This is a genomic window from Shewanella sp. 3_MG-2023, assembly GCF_030548765.1.
GTDB lineage: Bacteria > Pseudomonadota > Gammaproteobacteria > Enterobacterales > Shewanellaceae > Shewanella.
Genome location: NZ_JAUOSH010000019.1, coordinates 50,831 through 76,249, shown reverse-complemented (window position 1 = coordinate 76,249; position 25,419 = coordinate 50,831). Strand labels below are relative to the sequence as shown.

Annotated in this window: 16 protein-coding genes; 12 read left to right on the top strand and 4 right to left on the bottom strand. The window is 40.6% G+C overall.

Annotated features, from left to right (window positions below):
- The first annotated feature begins 398 nt into the window (after window positions 1-398).
- The 9 genes from Q4591_RS12290 (at window position 399) to Q4591_RS12250 (ending at window position 17,389) form a co-directional block, all read left to right on the top strand.
- Complete coding sequence (locus Q4591_RS12290) at window positions 399-3,179, top strand: TonB-dependent receptor (protein ID WP_303461234.1); 2,781 nt, start codon at window positions 399-401, stop codon at window positions 3,177-3,179.
- An 82-nt stretch (window positions 3,180-3,261) separates the two neighbouring features.
- Entirely contained in the window at window positions 3,262-4,749 is a 1,488-nt protein-coding gene (locus Q4591_RS12285; RefSeq protein WP_303461232.1) for a tryptophan halogenase family protein, read from the top strand.
- Between the two features lie 19 nt (window positions 4,750-4,768).
- On the top strand, window positions 4,769-6,664 hold the full coding sequence (locus Q4591_RS12280; protein WP_303461230.1) for a glycoside hydrolase family 13 protein: 1,896 nt from the start codon (window positions 4,769-4,771) through the stop codon (window positions 6,662-6,664).
- A gap of 76 nt (window positions 6,665-6,740) precedes the next feature.
- Window positions 6,741-8,717: an alpha-amylase family glycosyl hydrolase gene (locus Q4591_RS12275; RefSeq protein WP_303461228.1), complete on the top strand. Its 1,977-nt coding sequence runs from the start codon at window positions 6,741-6,743 to the stop codon at window positions 8,715-8,717.
- Between the two features lie 465 nt (window positions 8,718-9,182).
- A complete protein-coding gene (locus Q4591_RS12270; protein WP_102476637.1) occupies window positions 9,183-9,614 on the top strand; it encodes a hypothetical protein in 432 nt (143 codons plus the stop codon).
- Window positions 9,615-10,174: 560 nt separating this feature from the next.
- On the top strand, window positions 10,175-12,226 hold the full coding sequence (locus tag Q4591_RS12265) for a glycoside hydrolase family 97 protein (RefSeq protein WP_303461256.1): 2,052 nt from the start codon (window positions 10,175-10,177) through the stop codon (window positions 12,224-12,226).
- 495 nt (window positions 12,227-12,721) lie between these two features.
- The gene (locus Q4591_RS12260; protein ID WP_303461225.1) at window positions 12,722-14,290 is read left to right on the top strand and encodes an MFS transporter; all 1,569 of its coding nucleotides are present in this window, start codon (window positions 12,722-12,724) and stop codon (window positions 14,288-14,290) included.
- 72 nt (window positions 14,291-14,362) lie between these two features.
- Window positions 14,363-16,861, top strand: coding sequence for a glycoside hydrolase family 15 protein (locus Q4591_RS12255; RefSeq protein WP_303461255.1), 2,499 nt, complete (start codon window positions 14,363-14,365; stop codon window positions 16,859-16,861).
- Between the two features lie 174 nt (window positions 16,862-17,035).
- Window positions 17,036-17,389, top strand: coding sequence for a DUF805 domain-containing protein (locus Q4591_RS12250; protein ID WP_303461223.1), 354 nt, complete (start codon window positions 17,036-17,038; stop codon window positions 17,387-17,389).
- A 102-nt stretch (window positions 17,390-17,491) separates the two neighbouring features.
- Here Q4591_RS12250 and Q4591_RS12245 read toward each other — a convergent pair whose 3' ends face one another.
- The 4 genes from Q4591_RS12245 to Q4591_RS12230 all read right to left on the bottom strand — a co-directional run bounded on the left by Q4591_RS12245 (window position 17,492) and on the right by Q4591_RS12230 (window position 21,338).
- On the bottom strand, window positions 17,492-18,433 hold the full coding sequence (locus Q4591_RS12245) for a DUF808 domain-containing protein (RefSeq protein WP_303461221.1): 942 nt from the start codon (window positions 18,431-18,433) through the stop codon (window positions 17,492-17,494).
- A gap of 26 nt (window positions 18,434-18,459) precedes the next feature.
- A complete protein-coding gene (locus Q4591_RS12240; protein ID WP_303461219.1) occupies window positions 18,460-19,434 on the bottom strand; it encodes a transporter in 975 nt (324 codons plus the stop codon).
- Window positions 19,435-19,510: 76 nt separating this feature from the next.
- A complete protein-coding gene (locus Q4591_RS12235; protein WP_102476632.1) occupies window positions 19,511-20,551 on the bottom strand; it encodes a LacI family DNA-binding transcriptional regulator in 1,041 nt (346 codons plus the stop codon).
- Between the two features lie 88 nt (window positions 20,552-20,639).
- The gene (locus Q4591_RS12230) at window positions 20,640-21,338 is read right to left on the bottom strand and encodes a DUF3334 family protein (RefSeq protein WP_102476631.1); all 699 of its coding nucleotides are present in this window, start codon (window positions 21,336-21,338) and stop codon (window positions 20,640-20,642) included.
- Between the two features lie 290 nt (window positions 21,339-21,628).
- On the opposite strand from Q4591_RS12230, the gene Q4591_RS12225 reads away from it, so the two are divergent.
- The 3 genes from Q4591_RS12225 (at window position 21,629) to ptsP (ending at window position 25,370) form a co-directional block, all read left to right on the top strand.
- Window positions 21,629-23,275: a methyl-accepting chemotaxis protein gene (locus Q4591_RS12225; protein WP_303461217.1), complete on the top strand. Its 1,647-nt coding sequence runs from the start codon at window positions 21,629-21,631 to the stop codon at window positions 23,273-23,275.
- 102 nt (window positions 23,276-23,377) lie between these two features.
- Window positions 23,378-23,650: an HPr family phosphocarrier protein gene (locus tag Q4591_RS12220; protein ID WP_102437341.1), complete on the top strand. Its 273-nt coding sequence runs from the start codon at window positions 23,378-23,380 to the stop codon at window positions 23,648-23,650.
- A 25-nt stretch (window positions 23,651-23,675) separates the two neighbouring features.
- Window positions 23,676-25,370: a phosphoenolpyruvate--protein phosphotransferase gene (gene ptsP / locus Q4591_RS12215; protein WP_303461215.1), complete on the top strand. Its 1,695-nt coding sequence runs from the start codon at window positions 23,676-23,678 to the stop codon at window positions 25,368-25,370.
- Window positions 25,371-25,419: the final 49 nt, after the last annotated feature.

Below are 25,419 nucleotides of genomic sequence, written 5' to 3'. Positions count from 1 at the left end.
CGAGGATACGTGAATAGTGAAATCAGGTTCAATAGAGCTGCATACGTATGCAAAGAATTAATACGAATTTTAAAAATACAAACCAAGCACTTAAATGCTAATATTCAATAACTTAACCAATACATAAACTATCTTTTGAATGTTAAAAAAAAGTAATAAAGTGGCCATTTAAAGTCTACAAAAGCTTTGAATACGTATGCATAACGTTGTCGATGAAAGAATGCTAGGAGTAGTATCTTTACTGTTCCGCAACAAAGTGGAAATAAACCTCAGCGCTTATGCAGTCATTTAAGCAAGCTGAAGTAAAAATACTATAAAGACTGTAATTATAAATAATAGAAATCTAGCAGCTCGACCTTATAAAAAGGGCTGCTGGCCATTCAGAAGGGGAAAGATGGATGTCGCTATTTAAACCAAGCTTACTAACGTTAGCAATGGTAGCTGCCAGTACAAGTATGTACGGTTACGCTGCTGAAGCAGAAGATGTTGCAACTGCTGATGAATCAATTGAAGTATTAAAAGTCACTGGTATTCGTCGTAGTTTAAAAGAATCACAATCATTAAAAATGTCTTCATCTTCAATCGTTGAAGCTATTTCTGCAGAAGATATCGGTAAATTACCTGATGTCAGTATCGCAGAATCACTTGCACGTCTACCAGGTGTTTCGGCTCAGCGCCTTGATGGCCGCGCAAACGTCATCTCAATCCGTGGCATGGGGCCGGATTTCACTACCGCGACACTTAATGGCCGCGAACAAGCGTCTGTTAACGATAACCGTGGTGTTGAATTTGACCAATACCCTTCTGAATTATTAAATCGTGTTGTGGTATACAAAACACCTGATGCAACCGTTATGGCTCAAGCTATTGGTGGCACGGTTGATATGCAAACAATCAGCCCGCTAACCCATGGTGAACAAACATTCGCTATTGGTTTACGTGGTGAAATGAATGACCTTGGTGCGTTAAATAGCGGTTCTGATGATACCGGTTACCGTGGCAGTATTTCTTATATTGACCAATTTGCTGATGACACTATTGGTATTGCATTAGGTTATGCACGCATGATGTCGCCTAACCAAGAAGAGCGCTGGCAAGCATGGGGTTACCCTGATTTATACAAACATATAAATGCTAGCGGTGAACCTTACTACAACGCTGATGATTCTGGTGAAGCCGCAGGTTTTGCAGGTTTAGGCGGTGCAAAACCATTTGTACGTTCAAGTGAACTTGAGCGAGACGGTGTATTAGCAGTGTTTGAATATGCACCGAATGATTTTTACCATACAACAGTAGATCTTTATTACTCTAAATTTACAGATGACCAACGTTTACGTGGTATCGAAATCCCAGCAGCTTGGGGCGCAAATGGTGGCCTTACAGCAGGTGAATCTGAAGATGGTTTACTTACAAGTGGGACTATTAATGGTGCTGAAGTTGTTGTTCGCAACGACGTTAACAAACGTGATGCAGAATCGCTATCAGTTGGCTGGAATAACAAATTTCAAATCAATGATAACTGGAATGTTGAAGCTGACATCGGTCTATCTAAAGCCGAACGTACTGATATTGGTATGGAAAGCTACAGTGGTACCGGTCGTGGCACAGGCGTTGGCGCAGTTGATGATTTAGGCTTTGCTTACAATGGTGATGGTAGCTACAACTTTACTCACGGTTTGGATTACTCTGATCCAAATGTCATCAAGCTAGGCGATCCGCTTGGTTGGGGTAGCCCACTGGGAGCGAATACTCAAGACGGCTTCATTAACAAACCAGAAATTGAAGATGAATTACAGTCTTTCCGTTTAGCTGCTGAATATATTTTTGATGACAGTGCGATTCGCAGTGTGAAATTTGGTGTGAATTACACTGAGCGTGAAAAATCAAAATTAGATAAAGGCTACTTCCTAACCCTTAAAGGTTATGATGGCACCGATCCAAACTATGTTATGACGGTCCCTGATAAATACCTATTAGGATCAACTTCACTAGACTTTTTTGGTATGGGTGACGTATTAAGCTATGACTCATTAGCTTTTTACAATGACGGTAACTACATTGAAACAGACGTAGCCGATGTTGATGCTAGCCGTGCAGTTAACTCATGGGATGTCAGTGAAGAAGTCACTACTGCATTTGTAATGGCTACTATTGATACTGATGTTTACGATATACCTTTTACAGGTAACTTCGGTGTTCAAGCGGTTCAAACAGACCAAAGCTCTAATGGTACTGCGTCTACGTTAGAAAATGGCGAACTGGTTACTAACGCCAACTACGACAGCGCATCTTATACTGAATGGTTACCTAGCTTTAACTTAGGTTTTGAAGTTGCTGAAGGCCAAATGTTGCGCGTATCTGCAGCTCGTACCTTGACCCGCGCTCGTATGGACCAAATGAACTCCAACATTGGTTATAGCTATGAAGCTAATCCAACTGACGGCGTTAACTGGTCAGGTAATGCGGGTAATACTCAGTTGCGCCCATGGTTAGCACGCCAGTACGATATCAGTTACGAAAACTACTTCAGTGATCAAGGCTACTTTGCATTAGCGGTATTCTATAAAGACTTAGAAAACTACACTTATAAGCAAACAGCATTTATTGACTTTACCGACATTGTTCCACCTCAAAACCCAGGTGATAACCCTGTAGGTCGATTTGAGCAATGGCAAAATGGTCAAGGCGGTTATGTTCAAGGTATTGAAGCGTCATTCTCTATGGACTTTGGTATGTGGGCTGATGCGCTAGAAGGCTTTGGTACGGTATTAAGTGGTTCTTACAACGACAGTGAAGTGAAAGAAACGGCTGATAGCGAGCCAACAACTTTACCTGGTCTTTCAGAGAAAACCTTCAATGCGACGGTTTACTATGAAAACTCAGGCTTTGAAGCACGTGTTAGCTCACGCTACCGTAGTGACTTCTTAGGTGAAGTAACCGCAATCAGCTTAACCCGTCAAAATGTTAATGTTAAAGCTGAAACCGTAGTAGATGCGCAAATTGGTTATGACTTCTCTGAAAGTGGTATTGATGCCCTATATGGTCTATCAGTGCTATTCCAAGTGAATAACTTAACTAACGAGCCATTCACGTCATACACGGGTGAAGATGCTCGTCATGTACGTGATTACCAAAATTACGGCCGTAACTTCATGCTAGGTGCGAACTACAAGTTCTAATCTTAGTGTAGAAATAAAGCCTCTGTAACCTGTTACAGGGGCTTTTTTACTTTAAAAACAATAAAAATATAAGGCGATTACCATGAATAATAACAAGATCAAAAACATTGTAATTGTTGGTGGCGGCACTTCGGGCTGGATGACTGCTGCCATGCTGGCAAGGTTATTCAAACACCAGCTTAATATCACTTTGGTTGAATCAGAAGATATCGGCACCATTGGTGTCGGTGAAGCGACTATTCCGCCACTGCAAATATTTAATAATGTTTTAGGCATTAAAGAGTCAGACTTTATTAAGCAAACCCAAGCCACTTTTAAGCTGGGCATTGAGTTTGAAAATTGGGGCAACCAGCAACAAAGCTACATGCATGCTTTTGGCAATATCGGTAAAGATATTGGCTTTACTCAGTTTCATCATTATTGGAAAAAATCTAACCCAACCGATGTCAATCAATTCTGGGATTACTCATTAAATTACCAAGCAGCTAAAAATAATAAATTCTCCATAATGGACCAGGTACAAGGGTCGCCCTTAGCAGGTATTACCCACGCTTATCACTTTGATGCCAGCCTCTACGCTAAGCTATTACGTAACTACAGTGAAAAGCTGTCAGTTAAGCGTATCGAAGGCTTAATCACCTCCACAACCCTTGCCAATGACGGCAGCATTGAATCCGTGTCATTAAAAGATGGCCAGATAATTAGCGCTGAATTTTTTATCGATTGCTCAGGCTTTGCTGCATTATTAATTGAAAAGCAATTAGATGTGGGTTATGAAAACTGGCAGCATTGGCTGCCCTGTGACAGTGCTTATGCCGTACCTTGTGAACGAACTGAAGCATTAACCCCCTATACTCGCTCTATCGCCCATGATGCAGGTTGGCAGTGGCGTATTCCTTTGCAACACCGTACTGGTAATGGCTTAGTTTATTGCAGTCAATATTTATCTGATGAGCAAGCCAAAGCGTTATTGCTTGAAAACCTCGATGGAAAACCGCTGGCAGAGCCCAGAAAAATCAATTTTAAAACCGGACGCCGTGAAAAGCAGTGGCATAAAAACTGTGTTGCCATTGGTTTATCAAGCGGCTTTTTAGAGCCACTTGAGTCCACCAGCTTACATTTAGTTCAATCAGCCATCATACGTCTGTCTAAGCTGTTCCCCCACAATGGCGTTCAGCAAGCTAATGTTGATGAGTTTAACCGCCAATCTAAATTAGAATTCGAACAAATTCGCGACTTCATCATTCTGCATTACCATCTAAATCAAAAAGAAACACACAATGATTTATGGCAGCAATGCCGTGATATGGCGATACCTGACAGCCTTAAACAAAAAATTGAACTATTTAAAGCCACTGGCACTGTCAGTCGCTACCAAGATGAATTGTTTACAGAAGCTGCTTGGATACAGGTAATGCTCGGCCAAGGCATTATGCCTAAAGACTATAACCCGTTAGCTAACAGTGTAAGTGATGCAGACTTACATGATTATCTGGGCAATATTAAGCAAATCATCAATAGAGCTGTCATCGCTATGCCGTCTCATCAACAATTTATTGATAAATTGTAATTTCATCAAAGGTAAACTTATGACTATTAGAAAACTTGCTCCGCTAGCCTTGATGGTTCATTTATTAATGACTAGCGCAATCGCTGCTGAAATCAATAATGTCACCGTTGAACCACAATCGTGGTGGGCAGGCATGCAAAACAGCCAATTGCAGTTATTAGTCTATGGCGAAGATATTAGTTCCTACGAGGTCAAACTTGTTAAATCTGCCAATGTGGCACTTAAAACGGTTCATCAGTCAGCAAGTAACAATCATCTTTTTATCGATTTAGACTTAACGGATGCTAAGCCGCAAACCCTTGAAATAGGTTTGTTTGATAATGATCTGCTAGTTCAAACCCTTGACTACCCTATTCAGGCCCGAGCGGCAGATTCACGCCAGCGTGAAGGGTTTTCTAATAAAGATGTTATTTACCTCATCACTCCTGATCGTTTTGTAAATGGTAATCCTGACAACGATAATCGCCCAGACATGTTAGAAACAGCCAATCGTGACGATAAAGATGGCCGACATGGTGGTGATATTCTCGGTATTCGTAAGTCACTACCCTACTTCAAAGATCTAGGTATCACACAGTTATGGATAAACCCGCTGCTTGAAAATAACCAAGCCCAGTATTCATACCATGGTTACTCCACCACTAATTTTTATAAAATTGACCCACGTTTTGGTAGCAACGAAGAATACAAATCCTTAGTAGAAGAAGCGAAGCAGTTTGGTATTGGTATTATTAAAGATGTGATTGTTAACCATATGGGTTCGGGGCATCGCTGGATGGCTGATTTTCCAACTTCAACTTGGATAAATGGCCAACAAAAATGGCAACAAAACCCTCAAGACATCATGTATACCAGCCATCGCAGAACCACAGTTCAAGATCCATACGCTATGCCATCTGATACTGCAGAATTCGAAAATGGCTGGTTTACTGACACCATGCCTGACATGAATCAAGGTGATCAGTTTATGGCAAAATACTTAATTCAAAACAGTATTTGGTGGATTGAATATGCCGGCCTCAGTGGTATTCGCGAAGACACCTACTCTTATGCAGATAAAGGCTTTTTAACCACTTGGTCAAAAGCCATTATGGATGAGTATCCCAACTTTAATATTGTTGGTGAGGAATGGAGCGATAACCCCATTACAGTAAGCTACTGGCAGGCGGGTAAACACAATGCTGATGGCTATGTCTCACATACCCCGAGCATGATGGACTTTCCACTTTATGAGGTGCTCATTAAAAGCTTAACTGATGAAGAAAGTTGGGGTAGCGGACTTATTAATCTATATGAAACGCTCGCCAATGATGTGGTTTATGCCAAGCCTACTGATTTAGTGTTATTTGAAGGCAACCATGACACTAACCGTTTATACAGTCTGATGAACAATGACCTAGCCCTGTATAAAATGGCCATGGCCTATGTGTTAACCAGTAACCGCATTCCGCAAATTTTCTACGGTACCGAAGTTTTGATGCAAAGTCCGACAAAAGATCGTAATGACGGTTTAGTTCGCAGTGACTTACCCGGCGGATTTGCTGAAGATAAACTCAGTGTATTCAAGCCATCGTCTTTGTCCGCCCAACAACAAGATGCGCTTGCCTTTAATCGCGCGCTTTTAAACTATCGTAAAAACTCCTTAGCGATACAACAAGGCAGCCTTAAACACTTTGCCCCTAAAGAGGGTGTTTACCTGCAAGCCCGTGAATATAATCAAGCAGGCAACAAAGAGAGTTTATTGATTATTTACAATAAAAATCAGCAAGAATACCAGCTTGATTTAAGCCGTTTCGCACCAGTGATTAAACAACATACTGTGGCTAAAGATATCATCACACAACAAACGTATTCATTAACTAAGCCGCTCACATTAAAAGAAAAAGGTGTCATTATTCTTAAGTTAATCAAATAACGGTTAAACTCTAGATCATAACTAAAGCTTGTTAATCCCCTTTAGTTAAATAATATAAATCTGCCACGAGAAGCATATGTATTTACAAAAATTCAGCGTAAGTTTACCGATAAAATTAGGCCTGGTATTAACGGGAGTCAGTATGGTTATTGCTGGTTGCGCCACAGATAAAGCCAGTATTAATGAGACGGTTAAACAGAGCGGTACTGAGCAGCTAAGTGCTGCTGCACAACCTTTAACCGGTAAGCCGGTGGTTTATCAGGTTTTTACCCGTCTTTATGGTAATACCAACACTACCAATAAGCCTTGGGGCAATATACAAGACAACGGAGTCGGCAAGTTTAGTAACTTTACCGATATAGCCCTGCAAGACATTAAGTCATTAGGGACAACCCATGTCTGGTATACCGGCGTACCCCATCACGCATTGATCAATAATTACACTGACATTGGGATCAGTAATGACGACCCAGATGTGGTAAAGGGCCGCGCTGGCTCACCTTATGCGGTAAAAGATTACTATAACGTTAACCCTGACTTAGCTAATGACCCGGCTAACAGATTAGCTGAATTTGAAGCGCTTATATCACGTACTCATCAAAACGGCATGCAGGTGATTATCGATATCGTGCCTAACCATGTGGCTCGCCAATATCAATCTGCCCCACAAAATTCGCCGCTTCCAGCTAATCGCAACTTTGGTGAGCAAGACAATACCGCTGTTGAATACGATAAAAACAATAACTTCTATTATATTGTCGGTGAGAGTTTCTCTGTTCCCGATGCCAAAGATAACTATCAGCCCTTAGGCGGTGAGTCTCATCCCCTCGCTGACGGTCAGTTTATTGAAACACCAGCTAAATGGACCGGTAATGGCTCACGTTTAGCCAAGCCAGACGCCAATGATTGGTATGAAACCGTTAAGGTTAACTATGGCGTTAAGCCTGATGGCAGCTACGACTTCCCTACTCTGCCAAGTGAATATGCCCAGATGTCTTCTGCGCAGCATTACCAATTTTGGCAGACTCAACCACTGAGCGATATCCCTGATTCTTGGGTTAAATTTAAACACATCACCGAATTCTGGCTAGCAAAAGGCGTTGATGGCTTCAGGTACGATATGGCCGAAATGGTGCCAGTTGAATTTTGGAGTTATCTCAACAGTAATATCAAACACCTAAACCCCAATGCTTTTTTACTTGCTGAAGTGTATAACCCAAGTCTTTACCGTGATTATATTCATTTAGGAAAGATGGATTATCTGTACGATAAAGTCGATTTATACGACACATTAAAAGACATTATCCATGGTAAAAAGTCGACGGCTGAGATTGCAGCCGATCAAGCAAAAATTGCAGATATTGAGCAGCACATGCTCAACTTTTTAGAAAATCATGATGAGCAGCGAATTAATACTTGCGACTTTGCTGGCAGCGCCGAAGCCGCCTTGCCTGCGATGGTGGTGTCGACCACCATTAGCCGCTCACCGACCTTGCTTTATTTCGGTCAAGATGTCGGTGAAAAAGCCGAGCAAGATGCCGGTTTTGGCCAAGCCAGCCGTACCAGTATTTTTGATTACGTTGGCGTACCGGCCCATCAACGTTGGATGAATAACGGCAAATTTGATGGCGGTCAATCAACGGATGCTGAAAAAGCACTGCGCAAATATTATCAAACCTTGGTTAACTTAAGTCACACGGCGCCAGCCCTGCAAGGTGAGTACTTCGAGCTTGATACTATTAACCGTTCCGCTAGCCAAAAAACCAATCAACAAGGCTATAACGATAACACCTTTGCTTTTAGCCGTTATAACGACGAGCAGTTTATGCTGGTAGTCAGTAATTTTAGCGACAGCCAAGCTACGAGTATCAACTTACACCTACCTCGAGCATTAATCACTAAAGCCCAAATCAAGGATGGTAGCTATCAATTAGATGACTTGCTCACCATTGGTGCTAACGAAAATCATCCTATGAATGTGGTAAAGCAACAAGCTAGCATAGCGATTAATCTGCAACCACTAGAATCTCAAGTGTTAGTTATTACCTGGTAATTAGTATTACTAATTCGTGCTGCTAATTCGTGCTAGCAAGATTTAAACCTGCCTAAGCGACTTTAAACCTGCAATAATTAACCTTATTGCAGGTTTTTAGGCTAGTTACTCAAATAGTCAGTTAAAAGCAATTCTTACCATGGATAAACGTCATTTAAATTAAGGTGTTTTGTTATAGATAATGGTAACCCTAGTACTTAAATCGTTTCGAATAATTATAAACAACAAAAAACTAAAATACTTAATCGAGAATATTATACATAACCAGCATATCTTTAACTTATCAAAAGCTATTTGATGCTTTACCCATTTTAGCTTATGCCCCACCATCATTTCAGGTTATAATATTTATTAAAGGTTCAATTAAACTTTCAAGCTATATAATCTAAACTATGTAGCCCTTTTATGAATTTAGTTGAACACATCCACAATAGGATTTAAATTTTATAACTAAAAGGCCTGATAATGTTTTTGATGAACTTTAAAGATAGGTGGCGAGCAACAGAACTCAGTCGCGCAATAGAAGTTACACTTAAATCACAGCCAGTTTGGTTGCAATCATCCAATTCAGCTAAGTCAATTGAGTCAATCTGCAATAAATTATCAGTCATGGTCATACATGACTATAGAAGACTTGATGTGATCCCTAAACAACTGACTGAAAAAGATTTATTAACAGTATTCTTCAATGGGTTTAGTATACTGATTAATAAAAACTTAACTGGTGAAACTTTGGTTACAGAGGAATCCGCCATCATAGATCTTGCAAGAGATTTTGCAGTCCATGTTGATTTAGCCCATGACCAACAGTTAATAAACCATGCCGAAGCAGTTATTCAATTATCACATAACTTGACTAAAAAAATACGGCATACAAACCAAAATATTCACAATTAATTTATTTTTTAACTTAATATTCACCTTGAGGTTTTATTGATAAATGTTTTGATACAGTCTTAAAAACATCAATTAATTTAAATCATAAAAACAAACGAATGTCTTTTTATTTAATTGAACTCAAAACAAAACAAAACTTTAGACTTATACAGCGTCATTAATCGAAATTAACAATGATCACAACTTGAATATACTTTAAAACTTTACAACAAAAACATAAAGTCATCTTTATAAAAACCATCTTAAGTCTTAAGCTACAATTATTGCAATGTAATTTCATTTATTACAAATAACACTTCTATATATCCACATTTAATAATTACATAATATGAAACCTCATTTTATGTAATTGAATTAACCTCTCGCCCCTAATTAAGCTTTCAAAACATCTTTGAGCTACACCCTTTGAATACGTATGCAATAAATTGCCGCTAAAGGCTCAAGCGCTCTAGTATGTAAGAATTAAATAATAACAACAATATGGAGCCTTCATGCTCATACCCACAGCCGCAAACTGCCTTCAGCGTTCAGTTCAATGTCAAAAACACACTCATCAGAACATGAGTTTTAAGCTTACGGCCTTATCAATAATTATTGGCTTGTCAGTAGCAGCTACCACTAGCGATGTCAGTGCTAAAAACGTTTCAATAACGTCGCCAGATAACAATATTACCGTCAGCTTATCTGATGATGCTGATAGACCAGAATATAGCGTCACCTTTAACGGCGAACAGGTAGTAAACGCATCTCGAATGGGTTTGGTTTTTGAGTCTTTGGGAGAATTTGGCAGTGGTTTTAAGATCAGTAAATCTGCCACTGACAGCAATCAATCGCGCTGGCAACAACCTTGGGGCGAACGTGAATGGATTGAAGATCATCACAATAAACTTACCACCAGCTTTAGTAACGGCAATTACCACTTTATCGTAGAATTTAAAGTATTTGATGATGGTTTAGGCTTTAGATATCAAGTGCCAACACAAAAAGGCCTTGCCTCAAAATCCGCCTTAAACATTACCAATGAACTAACTGAGTTTTCAATTCCTGATGCCCATAATGCGACTGCTTGGTGGATACCGGGGCGCGGCTGGAATCGATACGAATACTTATATAACACCACCACGGTAAACAAAGTCGACCGTGCTCATACCCCCTTCACTTATAAACTCGCTTCAGACACTCATTTAAGTATTCACGAAGCGGCGCTAACAGATTATGCCGCTATGGTATTAGATCAACGCCGTGATGGCACCTTAAAAGCCGACTTAACCCCATGGTCTGATGGCATCTTAGTCAAAACTAAACCTGGATTTACTACCCCATGGCGAACCATTCAAATTGCCGAAAAAGCCACTGGTTTACTCAATTCAGATTTAATCCTTAACTTAAACGAACCTAACAAACTCGGTGATGTGTCGTGGGTTGAACCAGGTAAGTATGTTGGGATTTGGTGGGGAATGCATCTTAATGAAAATACTTGGGGTTCAGGTGATAAACATGGCGCAACGACCAGCGAAACCAAACGTTACATGGACTTTGCTGCTAAGTACGGCTTTGACGGCGTATTAGTTGAAGGCTGGAATGTCGGCTGGGATGGCAGTTGGTTCCATAATGGCGATGTGTTTAATTTTACCAAGCCATATGATGATTTTGATATTGATGCTGTCAGTGAATATGGCGCTAAACAAAACGTGCGCTTAATTGGTCACCATGAAACCTCAGGTTCTGTAACGAATTACCGTAATCAAATGAGTGATGCTTATGATTTATATAAAAAGCATGGCGTAACTCAAATCAAAACGGGTTATGTGGCAGATGGGGGTGACATCAAGCGTGTTGATGAAAACGGTATTACCCGCCATGAATGGCATGATGGCCAGTTTATGGTGAATGAATACCTGCACAGTATTACCGAAGCCGCAAAGCGTGGCATTAGTATTAATACTCACGAACCCGTTAAAGATACTGGTCTGCGCCGCACCTATCCAAACTGGATTGCCCGAGAAGGCGCCCGCGGCCAAGAATTTAACGCTTGGGGAACTCCGCCCAATAACCCAGAACATACAGCGATTTTACCTTTTACTCGTATGCTGTCAGGGCCAATGGATTTCACTCCAGGGATATTTAATCTCGCACCAGAAGGCTTAGATGCGGTTAATCGGGTGCAAACAACATTAACTAAGCAACTCGCTTTGTATGTAGTGCTTTATAGTCCAATTCAAATGGCGGCGGATTTACCACGTAATTATGTTGAACGCCTTGACGCCTTTCAGTTTATTCAAGACGTTCCCACTGATTGGAGTGAGAGTATTGCGGTTGCTGGTGAAGTCGGTGATTTTGTTGCCTTTGCGCGTAAAGACCGTCACTCTGATGATTGGTATCTTGGCGCACTCACTGATGAACAAGCCCGCAGTTTTGATGTTGTATTATCATTTTTAGATAATAACCAACAATATGAAGCACAAATATATCGTGATGGCGATAAAGCGAACTGGGAAACCAACCCATATGATTACGTCATTGAAACGACAAAAGTGACTTCGAAAGACAATCTGTCACTGGTATTAGCAAAAAGTGGTGGTACTGCGATTCGTTTTAAAGCCTTAAATTAAAGCCTTTTAAAGCGCTTTAAAGACAAAACACAACAATTTTACCCCAATAAAACCTGATGTATTGCAATGTTCACTTTTTGTGTTCATTGCCATCAGGTTTTTGTTCATTTACATTGACCTACCAAATATCGGTTAATGCGCTATTTACCCCCTTCCTGTTACAAATATGATCAGCTTTCGTTGTGCATAAATGATGAATACGTATGTAATTGGTTGTGCCTAAATCCGACACAAGGCTAATATGAAACCTGCTAAATTTCTCCTCTGCTTGTGTGGATGAAATGGGCTAGGTCGTTACTGGCGCATCACCTTCATCGGATTGTGTCAGGTTTTAAGTGCCTTTTTTACTTCAGCCTTTTTGAAGTGCAAACCAGGTCTTTGGCGAATACCCGTCTTAGGGAGATGTGTATTCGCCATTTTTTTACCTAGTACATTAGCAAACGTGATAATAAGAGTTCAGCCATGAAGTTGAACGACCTATAAAAAGGAAGATACATGTCTACCGATACGATTAGTCAAACATCGACAAATACTCAGCAGCGTCAGCAGCCAGAACTCAACTTTTGGCAAATCTTTAATATGTGCTTTGGTTTTTTGGGGATCCAATTCGGTTTTGCACTGCAAAATGCCAATGTCAGCCGTATTTTCCAAACGCTAGGTGCTGAAATTGACGAAATTCCTATTCTTTGGATAGCTGCTCCGCTGACTGGACTCATAGTCCAACCCATTATCGGTTATTTAAGTGACAACACCTGGAACGGGCTTGGCCGTCGTCGCCCGTATTTTTTAATTGGCGCAATTTGTACCACGCTGGCGTTATTTGTCATGCCGCACTCTCCTACTCTGTGGATTGCTGCCGGTATGTTGTGGATTATGGATGCATCAATCAACATCGCTATGGAGCCATTTCGTGCTTTTGTCGGCGATAACTTACCTAAGAGTCAACGCACTCAAGGCTATGCGATGCAAAGCTTCTTCATCGGCATTGGCGCGGTTGTTGCCTCTGCACTGCCTTATATTCTTACCAATTACTTTGATGTTGCAAACACAGCACCTGCTGGGGAGATTGCCGACTCAGTTCGTTATGCCTTCTACTTTGGTGGCGCAGTATTATTCTTAGCTGTCGGCTGGACGATTGTTAGCTCTAAAGAATATTCGCCAGAAGAAATCAGTGCCTTCCATGCACATGAACAAACCGCTAAGCAAGAAGACCGTATTGATGAAACTCGCAGCCGCACCGCTACGCAATATAAAACAGCAGCACTGGTTTGGATGACTATTGGTGCGATATTTACTGGGTTAGTTTATGGACTCGGTTGGGACAAACAGTTATTTATTCTTAGTATTGGCATCTTTGCTTTTGGCCCATTACAGCTTTATTGCGCTAAGGTACTTGCTGGGGTCAAGGGTAAAAAACGTGACGCTTTAGGTATGGTATTTAACGTCGTTGATGACTTATTTCATATGCCTAAAGCCATGCATCAACTGGCTATAGTACAATTTTTCTCATGGTTTGCACTCTTCGCCATGTGGATTTATACCACCTCAGCGGTCACCTCTTATCATTACGGCAGCTCTGATGTTGTTTCACAAGCTTATAACGACGGCGCTGACTGGGTCGGGATGTTATTCGCTTCATACAATGGCTTTGCCGCCCTTGCTGCTGTGATGATTCCTTTTTTAGCTAAAGCCGTAGGGATTAAATTTACTCACACCATCAACTTAACACTCGGTGGACTAGGGCTGATTAGCTTTTACTTTATTAAAGACCCACAAATGTTATGGATCCCAATGATTGGTGTCGGCATCGCTTGGGCCTCTATCTTATCCGTACCTTATGCCATGCTATCAGGCATATTACCGCCTAAAAAGATGGGTGTATTTATGGGTATTTTTAACTTCTTTATTGTTATTCCACAGTTACTTGCAGCAAGTGTTTTAGGTGTTATTTTAAATGGCTTATTCGATGGTGAACCCATTTTTGCGCTAATCACTGGTGGGGTATTTATGATTATTGCCGGTATTGCGGTGTTATTTGTCGATCAACCCAGCTCACAAGCTTAAACAGAAAATCAAAAACTCATTAAGTTATAAAAATTATTTAAAAATATTTGGGGAACGTTATTCATGAACGCAATGTTAAATATTAATAACTCACAAACAATTTGTTTTAAAAAGTCATTTGTCGCTAAGGCGATCAATACTGCTGTTGTAACGGGTTCATTACTGGCATTATCAGCCTGCTCTGACGCTGAAGTAGCACCAGAACAAACCATTGAAACAGCGGCTGAGATCACCACCATTAAGCAAGTCGCCCCCGGCGCTCCGGGTATCGATCCAACCTGGGCATTTTCTGGTAAGACTGGTATTGGCACCTCTTATGAGCCTTATGTAAACGGTCAATACCAAAGCACAGCAGACAACCCAGTCAGCAAAGTCTGGTTTTCCATAGCCCAAGGTGTGCTAACAGAAACCATGTATGGCTTGATCCACAATGCGCAGTTAAAAGAAATGCAGTTCATCATTACTGGTGATGGCTTTGTTGATACTGAAAAACAAGACACCATCAGTAGCATCGAATATTTACATCAAGATGAACAAGGCCGCCCATTATCGTTAGCGTATAAAGTGATCAATAAAGCTAAAAATGGTCAGTACCAAATTGAAAAGCATATTTTTACCGATCCAAACCGTGACAGCATGATGATGAAAGTGATTTTTACCGCTTTTGCTGATGGTATTACCCCACACTTATATGCCAATCCACATGTAGATAATAGTGGCGCCAATGATATCGCCAGTATTGAAAATGGCGCGTTAGTGGCATACACCAATAATGCTGACTCATCAGTAATGACCATCAAATCTGATGTAGAATTTACTCAAGCCAGTGCCGGTTTTGTCGGTAAATCTGATGGATTAGTTGATCTAAAAGACAACGGTCAGCTCAATAACCTCTATAACAGCACCAGCAGTGATAACAGTGTTATTGGCAATGTTGCGCTTACTGCTCAATATCCAACCTTAAGCAAATCAGCAGATAACAATACCCTAGAAATGAATATTGCTATCGGCTTTGGTCATGATAAGCAAAGCAGTTTAGCCAATGTCGATGCCACATTGACTAGCGGCTATGACAAGGTATTAAGTGCTTATCTTGGCGATGACAAACATGTCGGCTGGAAAGATTACTTAAGTTCGTTACCGGTATTAAATGACATGAGTGCTAATACCACTGATAACGGTCAATTGCTGTATACCAGTGCACTGGTGCTAAAAGCTCAAGAAGATAAAACCCATGCTGGGGCGCTTATAGCTTCATTGTCTAATCCTTGGGGAGACAGTGTTTCTGCAAAGGTGGGTAGCACCGGTTATAAAGCGGTATGGCCGCGTGATTTTTATCAGTGCGCCATGGCATTTTTAGCCATGGGTGACACACAAACCCCAAAAGTGGCTTTTGAATATTTAAAGAAAGTACAAGTCAGCCAACAAACACCTGAATATGTCGGTACACCTGGCTGGTTTTTACAAAAAACCCACGTCGATGGTGAAATTGAATGGGTTGGCGTCCAGCTTGATCAAACGGCAATGCCAATTATGCTTGGTTGGAAATTATGGCAAACGGGCGTATTAACTGATGCAGAAATCAGTCAATGGTATAGCGACATGCTTAAACCTGCGGCAGAATTCTTGGTCACTGGCGGCAATGTAAAACTTGATTGGAATGACACCAGTATTACGCCTCCTAGCACCCAACAAGAACGCTGGGAAGAACAAGCGGGCTTCTCACCTTCTACCACTGCCGCTGTGATTGCAGGGCTGGTAGCAGCCAGTGATTTAGCCAAACTTGCCAAAGATGAAGACGCTGATAAATACTTACAACTCGCGCGTAAGCTAGAAGCCAGTCTTGAATCAACCATGGTGACAACAACGGGTGAACTAAGTCAGGACAATAAACCTTATTATGTTCGTATTAGCCCAAATGGTAACCCAAACAATGCCGACAAGTTATTAGATAACAATGGCAAACCGGGTCTTGATCAAAGAGTCATTCTTGATGGCGGTTTTTTAGAGTTAGTACGTTACGGCGTAAAAGTCGCTAATGACAGTGTGATTCAAAACAGCGTTATGCTAATTGATGACACAAGCCTTGAGCACAACCTAAGAGTTAAGTACGAATTTAAAGCCAAAGATGGCAGTTTAATTCCTGGCTTTAGACGCTATGGTAACGATGGTTATGGCGAAGATATCACTAGCGGTTTAAGTTATGCTGAAAAAGGGAATACTGAAGACCAACGTGGCCGCGTATGGCCTTTCTTTACCGGTGAGCGTGGTCATTATGAACTGGCGTTAGCTAAAGCCAATGACACTCTGACAACTGAAAGCCATCAAGCGCTTATAAACACCTATGTTCAAGGCATGGAAACCTTTGCCAATGAAGGCATGATGTTACCAGAACAAGCTTGGGACGGTGTGGGTAACCCGACGCGTTATAACTACGCGATGGGCGATGGCACCAACTCAGCGACACCACTTGCATGGACACACGCAGAATACGTGAAACTGGTTCGCTCTATGACAGATAAAGCCGTATGGGACTATTACCCTATCGTGGCTGACAAACTGGCTAAATAACCGCAAAGGTTTACATACATTCAAAAGCCGCAAATAAAATTTGCGGCTTTTTTATGCACTTAGGCCAAAAAAACGTGCTTAATTGTTGGTATGTCTGACTAAAGTAGTTAATACTATTCTCGCAACAAATTGTTGCACACCAAACAATAAACAAACAAGGTTAAGGAACAACCCATGGATTGGTATATGAAGGTTTTAAAACAATATTTTGATTTTTCAGGACGAGCAAGACGCAAAGAGTATTGGATGTTTGGTCTAATTAATTTAATTTTCTGCATCGTGTTGATGTTAGCGGATCAAGCTCTAGGCACGGTTTTTATATATTCACTATATTCTATCGCTGTATTAATACCAGGAATTGCTGTTTCTGTAAGACGTCTTCATGATACTGATCGAACTGGTTGGTGGTTATTAATTGGTTTAATTCCACTAGTTGGTATTATCGCTCTTCTTGTTTTCTTCTGCTTAGATAGTAAGGAAGACAATGATTATGGCGCCAATCCTAAAGCGGTTAACACTGACGTCTAATATCGAACAACGAGTATGATTACAAAGCTAAGTTAGTAAAAAAAAGCATATTGAATTTCAATATGCTTTTTTATTTGCCATATAGAAACCAAGCTCCTGAAGCTAACTCAATTGCTGTTTTAATTTTAAGCCAGCATTTATGAACAGCAAAGTGACACCACCAGCAATGAGTCCAAATAATGCGTTTAACAAGCTTGGCGTAATAGCTTGTAGTATCACGCCAACATAAGCTAACTCTCCCGCCATTACAGCGATATGGCTAATTTGTTCACCTACGATATGAATCCCATGGGTTAAAATGCCGCCACCCACCATAAACATCGCAATGGTGCCAATAATGGTTAAGCCCTTCATTAGATATGGCGCTGCTGCAAGTAGCCAAAAACCGATTTTGTGCCATATTTTTACTAATGTGCCCTCACCTTTTCTTTGGGTAAGGTAGAGGCCTAGATCATCAATTTTTACTATGCCAGCCACTAAGCCATACACCCCTACAGTCATAATTATTGCTATTACACTTAAGGTTAAAAACTGACTCATTAAACTACTTTGAGAAACAACACCAAGGCTTATCGCTATAATTTCAGCAGACAGGACAAAGTCAGTTCTAATAGCACCTTGAACCTTCTTCTTTTCAAATGCGGCCAAATCTTGTTTTGATTTTTCAACAATTTGTTCATCTGCCACGGCCACTTTTTTATCTTTACGATGTACATAACTATGATGCACCTTTTCAAAGCCTTCATAGCATAAAAAGATGCCGCCAAACATCAGTAAAGGGGTTATTGCCCAAGGAATAAAAGCGCTGATGAGTAAAGCGGCCGGGACTAGAATTAATTTGTTTCTAAAAGAGCCTTTGGCTACCGCCCATACCACCGGTAACTCACGCTCTGATGCAACACCAGACACTTGTTGCGCATTAAGCGCTAAATCATCACCCAATACCCCTGCGGTTTTTCTTGCCGCGACTTTACTCATCGCGGCGACATCATCTAATATTGTTGCAATGTCATCGAGTAAAACTAATAAGCTTGCACCCGCCATAATGGCTTCCTTGTCGTTTCTACTAATCAGTTAAAAGCATATTGCCAAACAAGTCCAAAGGTATCAAAATCATTGCCTATACGGGTAATAACACCGGTACTGGCATACACTTTAATACTGTGTTGCTGATTTAAAGCCAATGAGTAAGTCAATCCAAAACGCGAATTATCCTGACTATCATTCGCATCAATACCATTTTTATCCGTTTCACCACCAACAAAATAATTGCCGCTTAACGACAACCATTGGCCACGAGCAATACTGTAAATAATATGACCTTGCAACGTATATTGGGGGTCTTTTGAAAGTAAAACCTGATTATAAAACTCATCATTATCGCTATAAAAACGAACAGAGCCCATGGCACTGTAATACCAATCGCCTACTTTATAAGACATACCAATGCCCGGTCTAAATACCCATTGGTTGGCACCAGCATTAATCAATTTGGTTTCATCATAAGAACCAACAGGAATGCTCAGCTGTAAGCTTGTCCCCATTACGAGTCCTTCACGATATTGCCCAAAGTCTTTTTTTTCAACGGCTGGAGCGCCGTAAAAGTTCCATGTTAGCCGTACATTAGGATCACTATAACCACAACGATCAGCTTCTACAAATTCGCCCAAGTAATTTGCACTGCCTTTCATACAAACTCGTGAAGCAGAAACGTCTAGTTTTGATGAACGGCCCGCAATAGCAAAGCTTGTGGCATAACCCACTACCGCGGCATCAAGTGTGAGCTGGGCATCTTTGAGAGGAACTGAAGGAGATGGCGATAATGCCCCTTCAGAGTGTAAATATCCAAGGGCAACAAAGTGCATGCCAATAGGAATATTGGTGTAACTTCTCGGTTCAAGGTCTTGGGCTTTAATTGATAGTGGAAATAGTAGCAGTACGATGAGTAAGAGGATGAGCAATAGCCAGCTTAATGGCCAGTAAAATAACTGGCGCCAGTAGTGTCGAGTCTCAATGACCAGCAAAAATACACCTTTAAATGTCACATTATTATCCATAATAATTTCAAACCAGCTATGAAATAATAGCTGGTCAAGTGTGAATCCGTCAGTATTTATCTGATTAGCTTTGATCTTGCTCTGCAGTACCACATGATTGACGCACCACTAAATTAGTCGGAATAAGTTGCGGCGCCACTTCTTTCCCTCGAATGAGTTTTAGCAGACTTTCTACCAGGATCTCGCCGGCTAATTTAGTATTTTGCCTAACCGTCGTCAGCGCCGGATTAGCAAAACTCGCCACTGGTATATCATCATAGCCAACCACAACAATATCTTCAGGTACCCTCACACACCGTTGCTTTAAAGCGCGTATCGCACCAATTGCAATTAAATCACTGGCGGCAAAAATAGCGTCAAATGGATGGCCACTATCCAATAAATTAATGGCCGCATCAAAACCTGAGCTTTCAGTGCTAATGGCATCAAACTGAATATTTTTATTGGCTTTAATGCCTACTTTTTTTAATGCATCAACATGGCCTAGATAACGGTCTCTAAATTCTGGGCTATGCTCAGATGCATCACCCAAAAAGGCAATGTTTTGTTTATTTAACGAGATAATATGCTCTGTGGCTATCACCCCACCTTGCTGGTTGTCACAGCCAATTGATAACACTTCTTTGTGGTTAGGCTCTGCGCCCCAAATGACAAAATGGGTATTTTGCTCCAGCAGCTTTTGTAGTTTGTGCCCATAATCCACATAATCGCCATAACCTAATAAAATAATGCCATCGGCTTTATTACTGTCTTCATAATCGGCATGCCAGTCGCTAGAAAGCTGCTGAAAAGATACCAGCAAATCATAACCTTGCTGCGCCGTAGCACGGGTTATAGAGCCTAGCATCGATAAGAAAAATGGATTGATTAACGATTCATCGTTAGTGGGATCTTCACAAATCAATAATGCCAGCGTGTAACTATTTTGAGTACGTAAATTACTGGCGTTTTTATCCACTTTATAGTTAAGTTCTTTCGCAATAGCTTGAATACGTTGCCTTGTTTCAAGATTGACTAAGGGACTATTTCTCAGCGCACGAGAAACAGTCGATTGAGATACACCTGCTTTGTAAGCAATATCAATTGAAGTAGCTTTAGATGTCATATTCGCATCACGCCTTTATTATAGTTTTTTAGGTACTCTGTTATTGTTTATACCTAAAATGACATTAACAATCACCGTTTAATTACTTTTATAAACCTAATTCACTTAACAGATCATCAGCTTCATTTGTAACAGCAACTGCAGCACTTGTTGCTGCCAAATAACCTGCCTGCTTGTTAACACGATTGCCATGGCTTTCAATTAAAGCATCAGGGTCTATATCTTCATCCATGGCAAACTCTTTAAGTTTAATAAACTCCGTTTTATCCATGGCAAATTCAAGATAAAAGATATGATTATCTGCCGTTCTAAAGGTAACTCTTCGAGATACGGCCTCATCTAAATTGGTATCGATTGATATAGTCAGCTCTTTATTGATAGTCAACATTTTAGGCTGGCTTTGACTGATAGAGGTTTGTAATTCCTTAGAAATGGTTTTAATGAAATTACCCAAAATTTGATTCATTAATTCGCCCATCACATTGGCAACATCATCAGATGTATGTGAAATGGCTAGTTCAGATTCAGGCATGCCCATGTTAAGCATGTAGCGACGGTAAATTTCTATAGCCGCTTCTTTGGTAAAATTGATCACCACTAAGCCAGAAAAACCACCATCAAATATAGAAAAACAGCCAAGATCAGGTTTTAAACAGGTGCGAGTGATGTTTTGCACCATACCGGCATGAGTCACTTGACTGTCGCTGGTGCTTGAGAGGACATGGGTTACTGAGTGACATAACTTGAGTAAAATATCATCAGTAGTAACGACTTGCAGAGAATTCATAACAATGTTTGCCTTGTTTTAAAATTGCTTCATTTTAGGCTTATCACTGAACAAATCAAAGCTAAAACATTTTATTAGCAAAAATAAATACCCGCACCAACAAATGCTCAATATAAGCAAATATTTTTAATGGTTTAGATCAATATAATTAAACCTTTCCCCACCTAAAAATGTATCATTTTGTACGAAACCGTTATTAGCTCACAAAAAACCACATAAATTGTTATTTATATAACAATTTATGACAATATTTTACTCATAAATATTTACCTAAATACAAAAGGTCAAAAATGATTTCCTTTTTACGGCAATTAACAATTTTAAAACGCCTTTTTATAATGCTAGGCCTAGCAGCTGTTGGTACTGTCATTTTTGCCAGCTTCTCGATTAATGAGCAGTACAACAATTTATTAAAGCAAAAACATCTACAACTTGATGCACAAGTTTCCACGGCGGTATCGATGCTTGATGCACTGAGCGCCAACAAGCTAACAGTTGATAATAACACTAATGATCATCAAAGATTAGCCGAGCAAGCACTCTCAATTATCAATGATATACGCTACCTGACAGATGATGCCTATATTGTATTCAACCAAGAAGGCAGCGTAATCAGTTTTCCAGCTAACGAGTCAAATTTGGGCCGCCGCGCAGAGTCATTTATTGCAGCTGATGGCAGCCTGCCCTTTGTTGAGTTAATCACTGAAGCTAAAACCAACACAACTGCCCATTTGGATTATCAAGGCAGTGAAGGATATTCGAGTAAAGTTACAACAATTTTGGCTGAAGCGCATTTTTATCCTCAATGGGGCTGGACCATTATCGCTCAAGCAAGCGCCGCTGATGTAAATGAGAGTATGGGCAGTGTGATTATTAATTATTTGATTATTATGTTGATAATCTCCATCCCAATTTTTGGCTTTTTTTTACTGCTTAATGTATCAATCACTTCACCTATTAATGCAGCCATTGCTGCTATGGAAGATATCGCAAAAGGTGAAGGTGATTTATCTAAGCGCTTAAACAACAGTGGTAATGACGAAGTGGCGAAAATGGCCGATGCCTTTAATGCATTTGTCGAAAAAATTTCAACTATGGTGGCCAACTTAAAACCACTAGGTACTGAACTTGACACTGATGCGCAGCAATTATTGGTGGCCGTGGAAGAATCCAACCAAAGCGCGGAGCTAATACACCGCGAAACCCAAAGTGTCGCCACTGCTGTTAACCAAATGTTAGCCACCACTAATGACATGGCGCAAAACACCTATCAAGCTGCAGATGGTGCCAACAACGTTAAACAACAAGCGCAGCAGTCTCAGCAGTTTATGCAGCAAACAGTGCATGAAACCCAAATACTGGTGACTGAACTTAAAAATGCTGAAAGCGTTACTCATGATTTAGGTAAATCTTCAGTTGAAATCAGCAGCATTTTAGACACCATTGGCGCCATTGCAGATCAAACCAATTTATTAGCATTAAACGCTGCAATTGAAGCTGCGCGGGCCGGTGAAAATGGTCGCGGTTTTGCTGTAGTTGCCGATGAAGTTCGCGCCCTTGCCACCCGTACCCAAGCCTCTACCAATGAAATTAATAAAATTATTTCTCAGATCCACAATGGCGTTGAACATGTCATAAAAAGTAATACTGAAACCCAGTTGCAATCTGAGCAATTACAAACTAAAGCAATACAATCGCAACAAGCCATGACTGAAATCTTAACCGTGATTGCCAGTATCAGTGATATGAACACGCAACTTGCCAGTGCTACCGAAGAGCAGTCACATGTAACCGCCGAAATTAGCCGTAATATCACCACGATTTCAGATCTCACTGAGGTAGCGGTTAAATCCAATGAAACGAATAGCCAAGCCGCGCAGTCATTACAGCACATCAGCCAACATGTGACTCAGACCTTGAGTCAGTTTAAAACATAATTTTTTTTAATTTAAAGCCTAAAAAATACGTAAACTCGCTACTTACACTAGCGGGTTTGCGTTATTATCATTTGTATTATTAATGCTAAGAACGTAACTTCAATGTCCGATAGAATCTATTATGAAAAAACCGTTACCATTATCGCTCCCCATGGCATTCATACGCGACCTGCAGCTTTATTAGTAAAAGCGGCAAAAACCTTTGACTGTGATGTCATTGTCGAATGTAATGGTAAACAGGCCAGTGCCAAAAGTTTGTTTAAATTACAAACCTTAGGATTATATTTAGGTCAATCAGTTAAGGTCTTTGCCGTAGGTGATAAAGCAGAAGAAGCCGTTGAGACAGTGTCTGAATTACTCATCACCTTAAGTTAGTAGGATAAAATTTACAGGAAGTCATATGGCGGTATCAGGTATTGTAGTGTCACCAGGAATAGCATTTGGTAAAGCTATTCATATTAATCTGCACCACTCAAAGGTGGACTACAGATTATTGCCTGTCGCACAAATCCCACAAGAATGTGAAAAAGCCACCAAGGCGATTATCTTCCTAAGTCAATATTTAACTGATTGCCAGCAACACCTTGCCGTAGACAGCGAACACTTTAGCCTGATAGATGCTGACATCATGTTACTGCAAGATGATGATTTGGCCTTAGAACTAAAAAAGTATATCACCCGCTTTCGTTTTTCAGCCGAAGTTTCCATTGAGCGGGTATTTGCTCAACATGCTGATGAACTGGCTCAGCTAGACGACCCTTATATGGCTAATCGCAGTAATGATGTTATTTGCTTAGGCAAAAGACTGATGGCTGCCGTTAATGGCACCTTGCTGTGGGATGTTTCAAAGTTAACTGAAAATGCCATTTTGCTGGCTGAAGACCTCACCCCTGCAGAATTTGCCACTATTCCACTCAATAAAATTAAAGGCATAGTGCTCAAAACAGGTGGGCTTACCAGCCATACTGCTATTTTAGCCAAGGCGGCCGGTATTCCAGCACTACTAAGTTGTCAGTTTGACAATTTCAATATAAATGATGGTAGCCCACTTATTTTAGATGGTATTAATGGTGAGCTACACATTAATCCCACTGAATCAATTACCCAGCAACTTCAGCTTAAATCAGCACAAGAAACTCAACGACGCCAAGCACTAAAACAGTATGTGGACCAAGACAGTATCACCCAAGATGGCCATCCTGTGTGCTTACTCGCTAATGTCAGTAGTTTAAATGATGTTAGCCAAATACAAGATGCGGGCGCAGCGGGGATCGGTTTATTCCGCACAGAGTTTTTACTCATGCAAGTGGATAGTGTACCTGATGAAAAACAACAGTTACATTTATACTGCGATGCGCTGCACAGCTTAAATGGAAAGGTGCTGACCATACGTACCTTCGATATTGGTGCAGATAAAGAAATCCCCTGCCTAAGTCAAGATTATGAAGACAATCCGGCACTTGGCGTACGCGGGATCCGCTACAGTTTGCAACATAAATCGCTATTTAGTACTCAAATTAAAGCAGTGTTACGGGCCGCTAATCATGGCCGAGTTCGGCTATTATTTCCTATGGTCAATCAAATAGAAGAATTAGAGCAAGCATTGGAAATCATAGACTGGTGTAAGCAGCAATTAATTGAAGAGGAAAAAGGCTTTGGTGAGATTAATATTGGCATCATGGTTGAAACACCTGCTGCAATATTAAATTTACCCCACCTATTGCCTAAGTTAGACTTTATCAGTATTGGTAGTAATGATTTAACCCAATACACCCTTGCTGCAGATCGAGGTAACCCTGAGCTGGTTAAGGATTATCCCCCCGTATCACCTGCAATGATCAAATTTATCAAAATGGCGGTTGATGAGTGTAAAGCGCATCAAACCAAAGTCTGCTTATGCGGAGAATTGGCCAGCGAACCCAAACTCATTAGCCTACTGGTGGGTTTAGGCATTGATGAGTTAAGCGTTAACAGTGCCAGTTTATTGGATGTAAAAGCCACTATTTGTAACGGCAATTACGCCCAGTTTACTCAACAAGCTGAGCAAGCATTAACCTTAAGTCATATTAACCAGCTCAACGAATTGTTAAATTAATAACAGCGATAGCGATGTGTTATCGTTAACTATTTTAAACATCGAAATA

What these genes read in the sequence shown, in the direction of transcription:
- Q4591_RS12250 (WP_303461223.1), top strand. Translation starts at nt 17,036, where the DNA reads ATGGATTGGTATATGAAGGTTTTAAAACAATATTTTGATTTTTCAGGA.
- Q4591_RS12270 (WP_102476637.1), top strand. Translation starts at nt 9,183, where the DNA reads ATGTTTTTGATGAACTTTAAAGATAGGTGGCGAGCAACAGAACTCAGT.
- Q4591_RS12225 (WP_303461217.1), top strand. Translation starts at nt 21,629, where the DNA reads ATGATTTCCTTTTTACGGCAATTAACAATTTTAAAACGCCTTTTTATA.
- Q4591_RS12260 (WP_303461225.1), top strand. Translation starts at nt 12,722, where the DNA reads ATGTCTACCGATACGATTAGTCAAACATCGACAAATACTCAGCAGCGT.
- Q4591_RS12275 (WP_303461228.1), top strand. Translation starts at nt 6,741, where the DNA reads ATGTATTTACAAAAATTCAGCGTAAGTTTACCGATAAAATTAGGCCTG.
- Q4591_RS12290 (WP_303461234.1), top strand. Translation starts at nt 399, where the DNA reads ATGTCGCTATTTAAACCAAGCTTACTAACGTTAGCAATGGTAGCTGCC.
- Q4591_RS12235 (WP_102476632.1), bottom strand. Translation starts at nt 20,551, where the DNA reads ATGACATCTAAAGCTACTTCAATTGATATTGCTTACAAAGCAGGTGTA.
- Q4591_RS12255 (WP_303461255.1), top strand. Translation starts at nt 14,363, where the DNA reads ATGTTAAATATTAATAACTCACAAACAATTTGTTTTAAAAAGTCATTT.
- Q4591_RS12280 (WP_303461230.1), top strand. Translation starts at nt 4,769, where the DNA reads ATGACTATTAGAAAACTTGCTCCGCTAGCCTTGATGGTTCATTTATTA.
- ptsP (WP_303461215.1), top strand. Translation starts at nt 23,676, where the DNA reads ATGGCGGTATCAGGTATTGTAGTGTCACCAGGAATAGCATTTGGTAAA.
- Q4591_RS12220 (WP_102437341.1), top strand. Translation starts at nt 23,378, where the DNA reads ATGTCCGATAGAATCTATTATGAAAAAACCGTTACCATTATCGCTCCC.
- Q4591_RS12285 (WP_303461232.1), top strand. Translation starts at nt 3,262, where the DNA reads ATGAATAATAACAAGATCAAAAACATTGTAATTGTTGGTGGCGGCACT.
- Q4591_RS12265 (WP_303461256.1), top strand. Translation starts at nt 10,175, where the DNA reads ATGAGTTTTAAGCTTACGGCCTTATCAATAATTATTGGCTTGTCAGTA.
- Q4591_RS12230 (WP_102476631.1), bottom strand. Translation starts at nt 21,338, where the DNA reads ATGAATTCTCTGCAAGTCGTTACTACTGATGATATTTTACTCAAGTTA.
- Q4591_RS12245 (WP_303461221.1), bottom strand. Translation starts at nt 18,433, where the DNA reads ATGGCGGGTGCAAGCTTATTAGTTTTACTCGATGACATTGCAACAATA.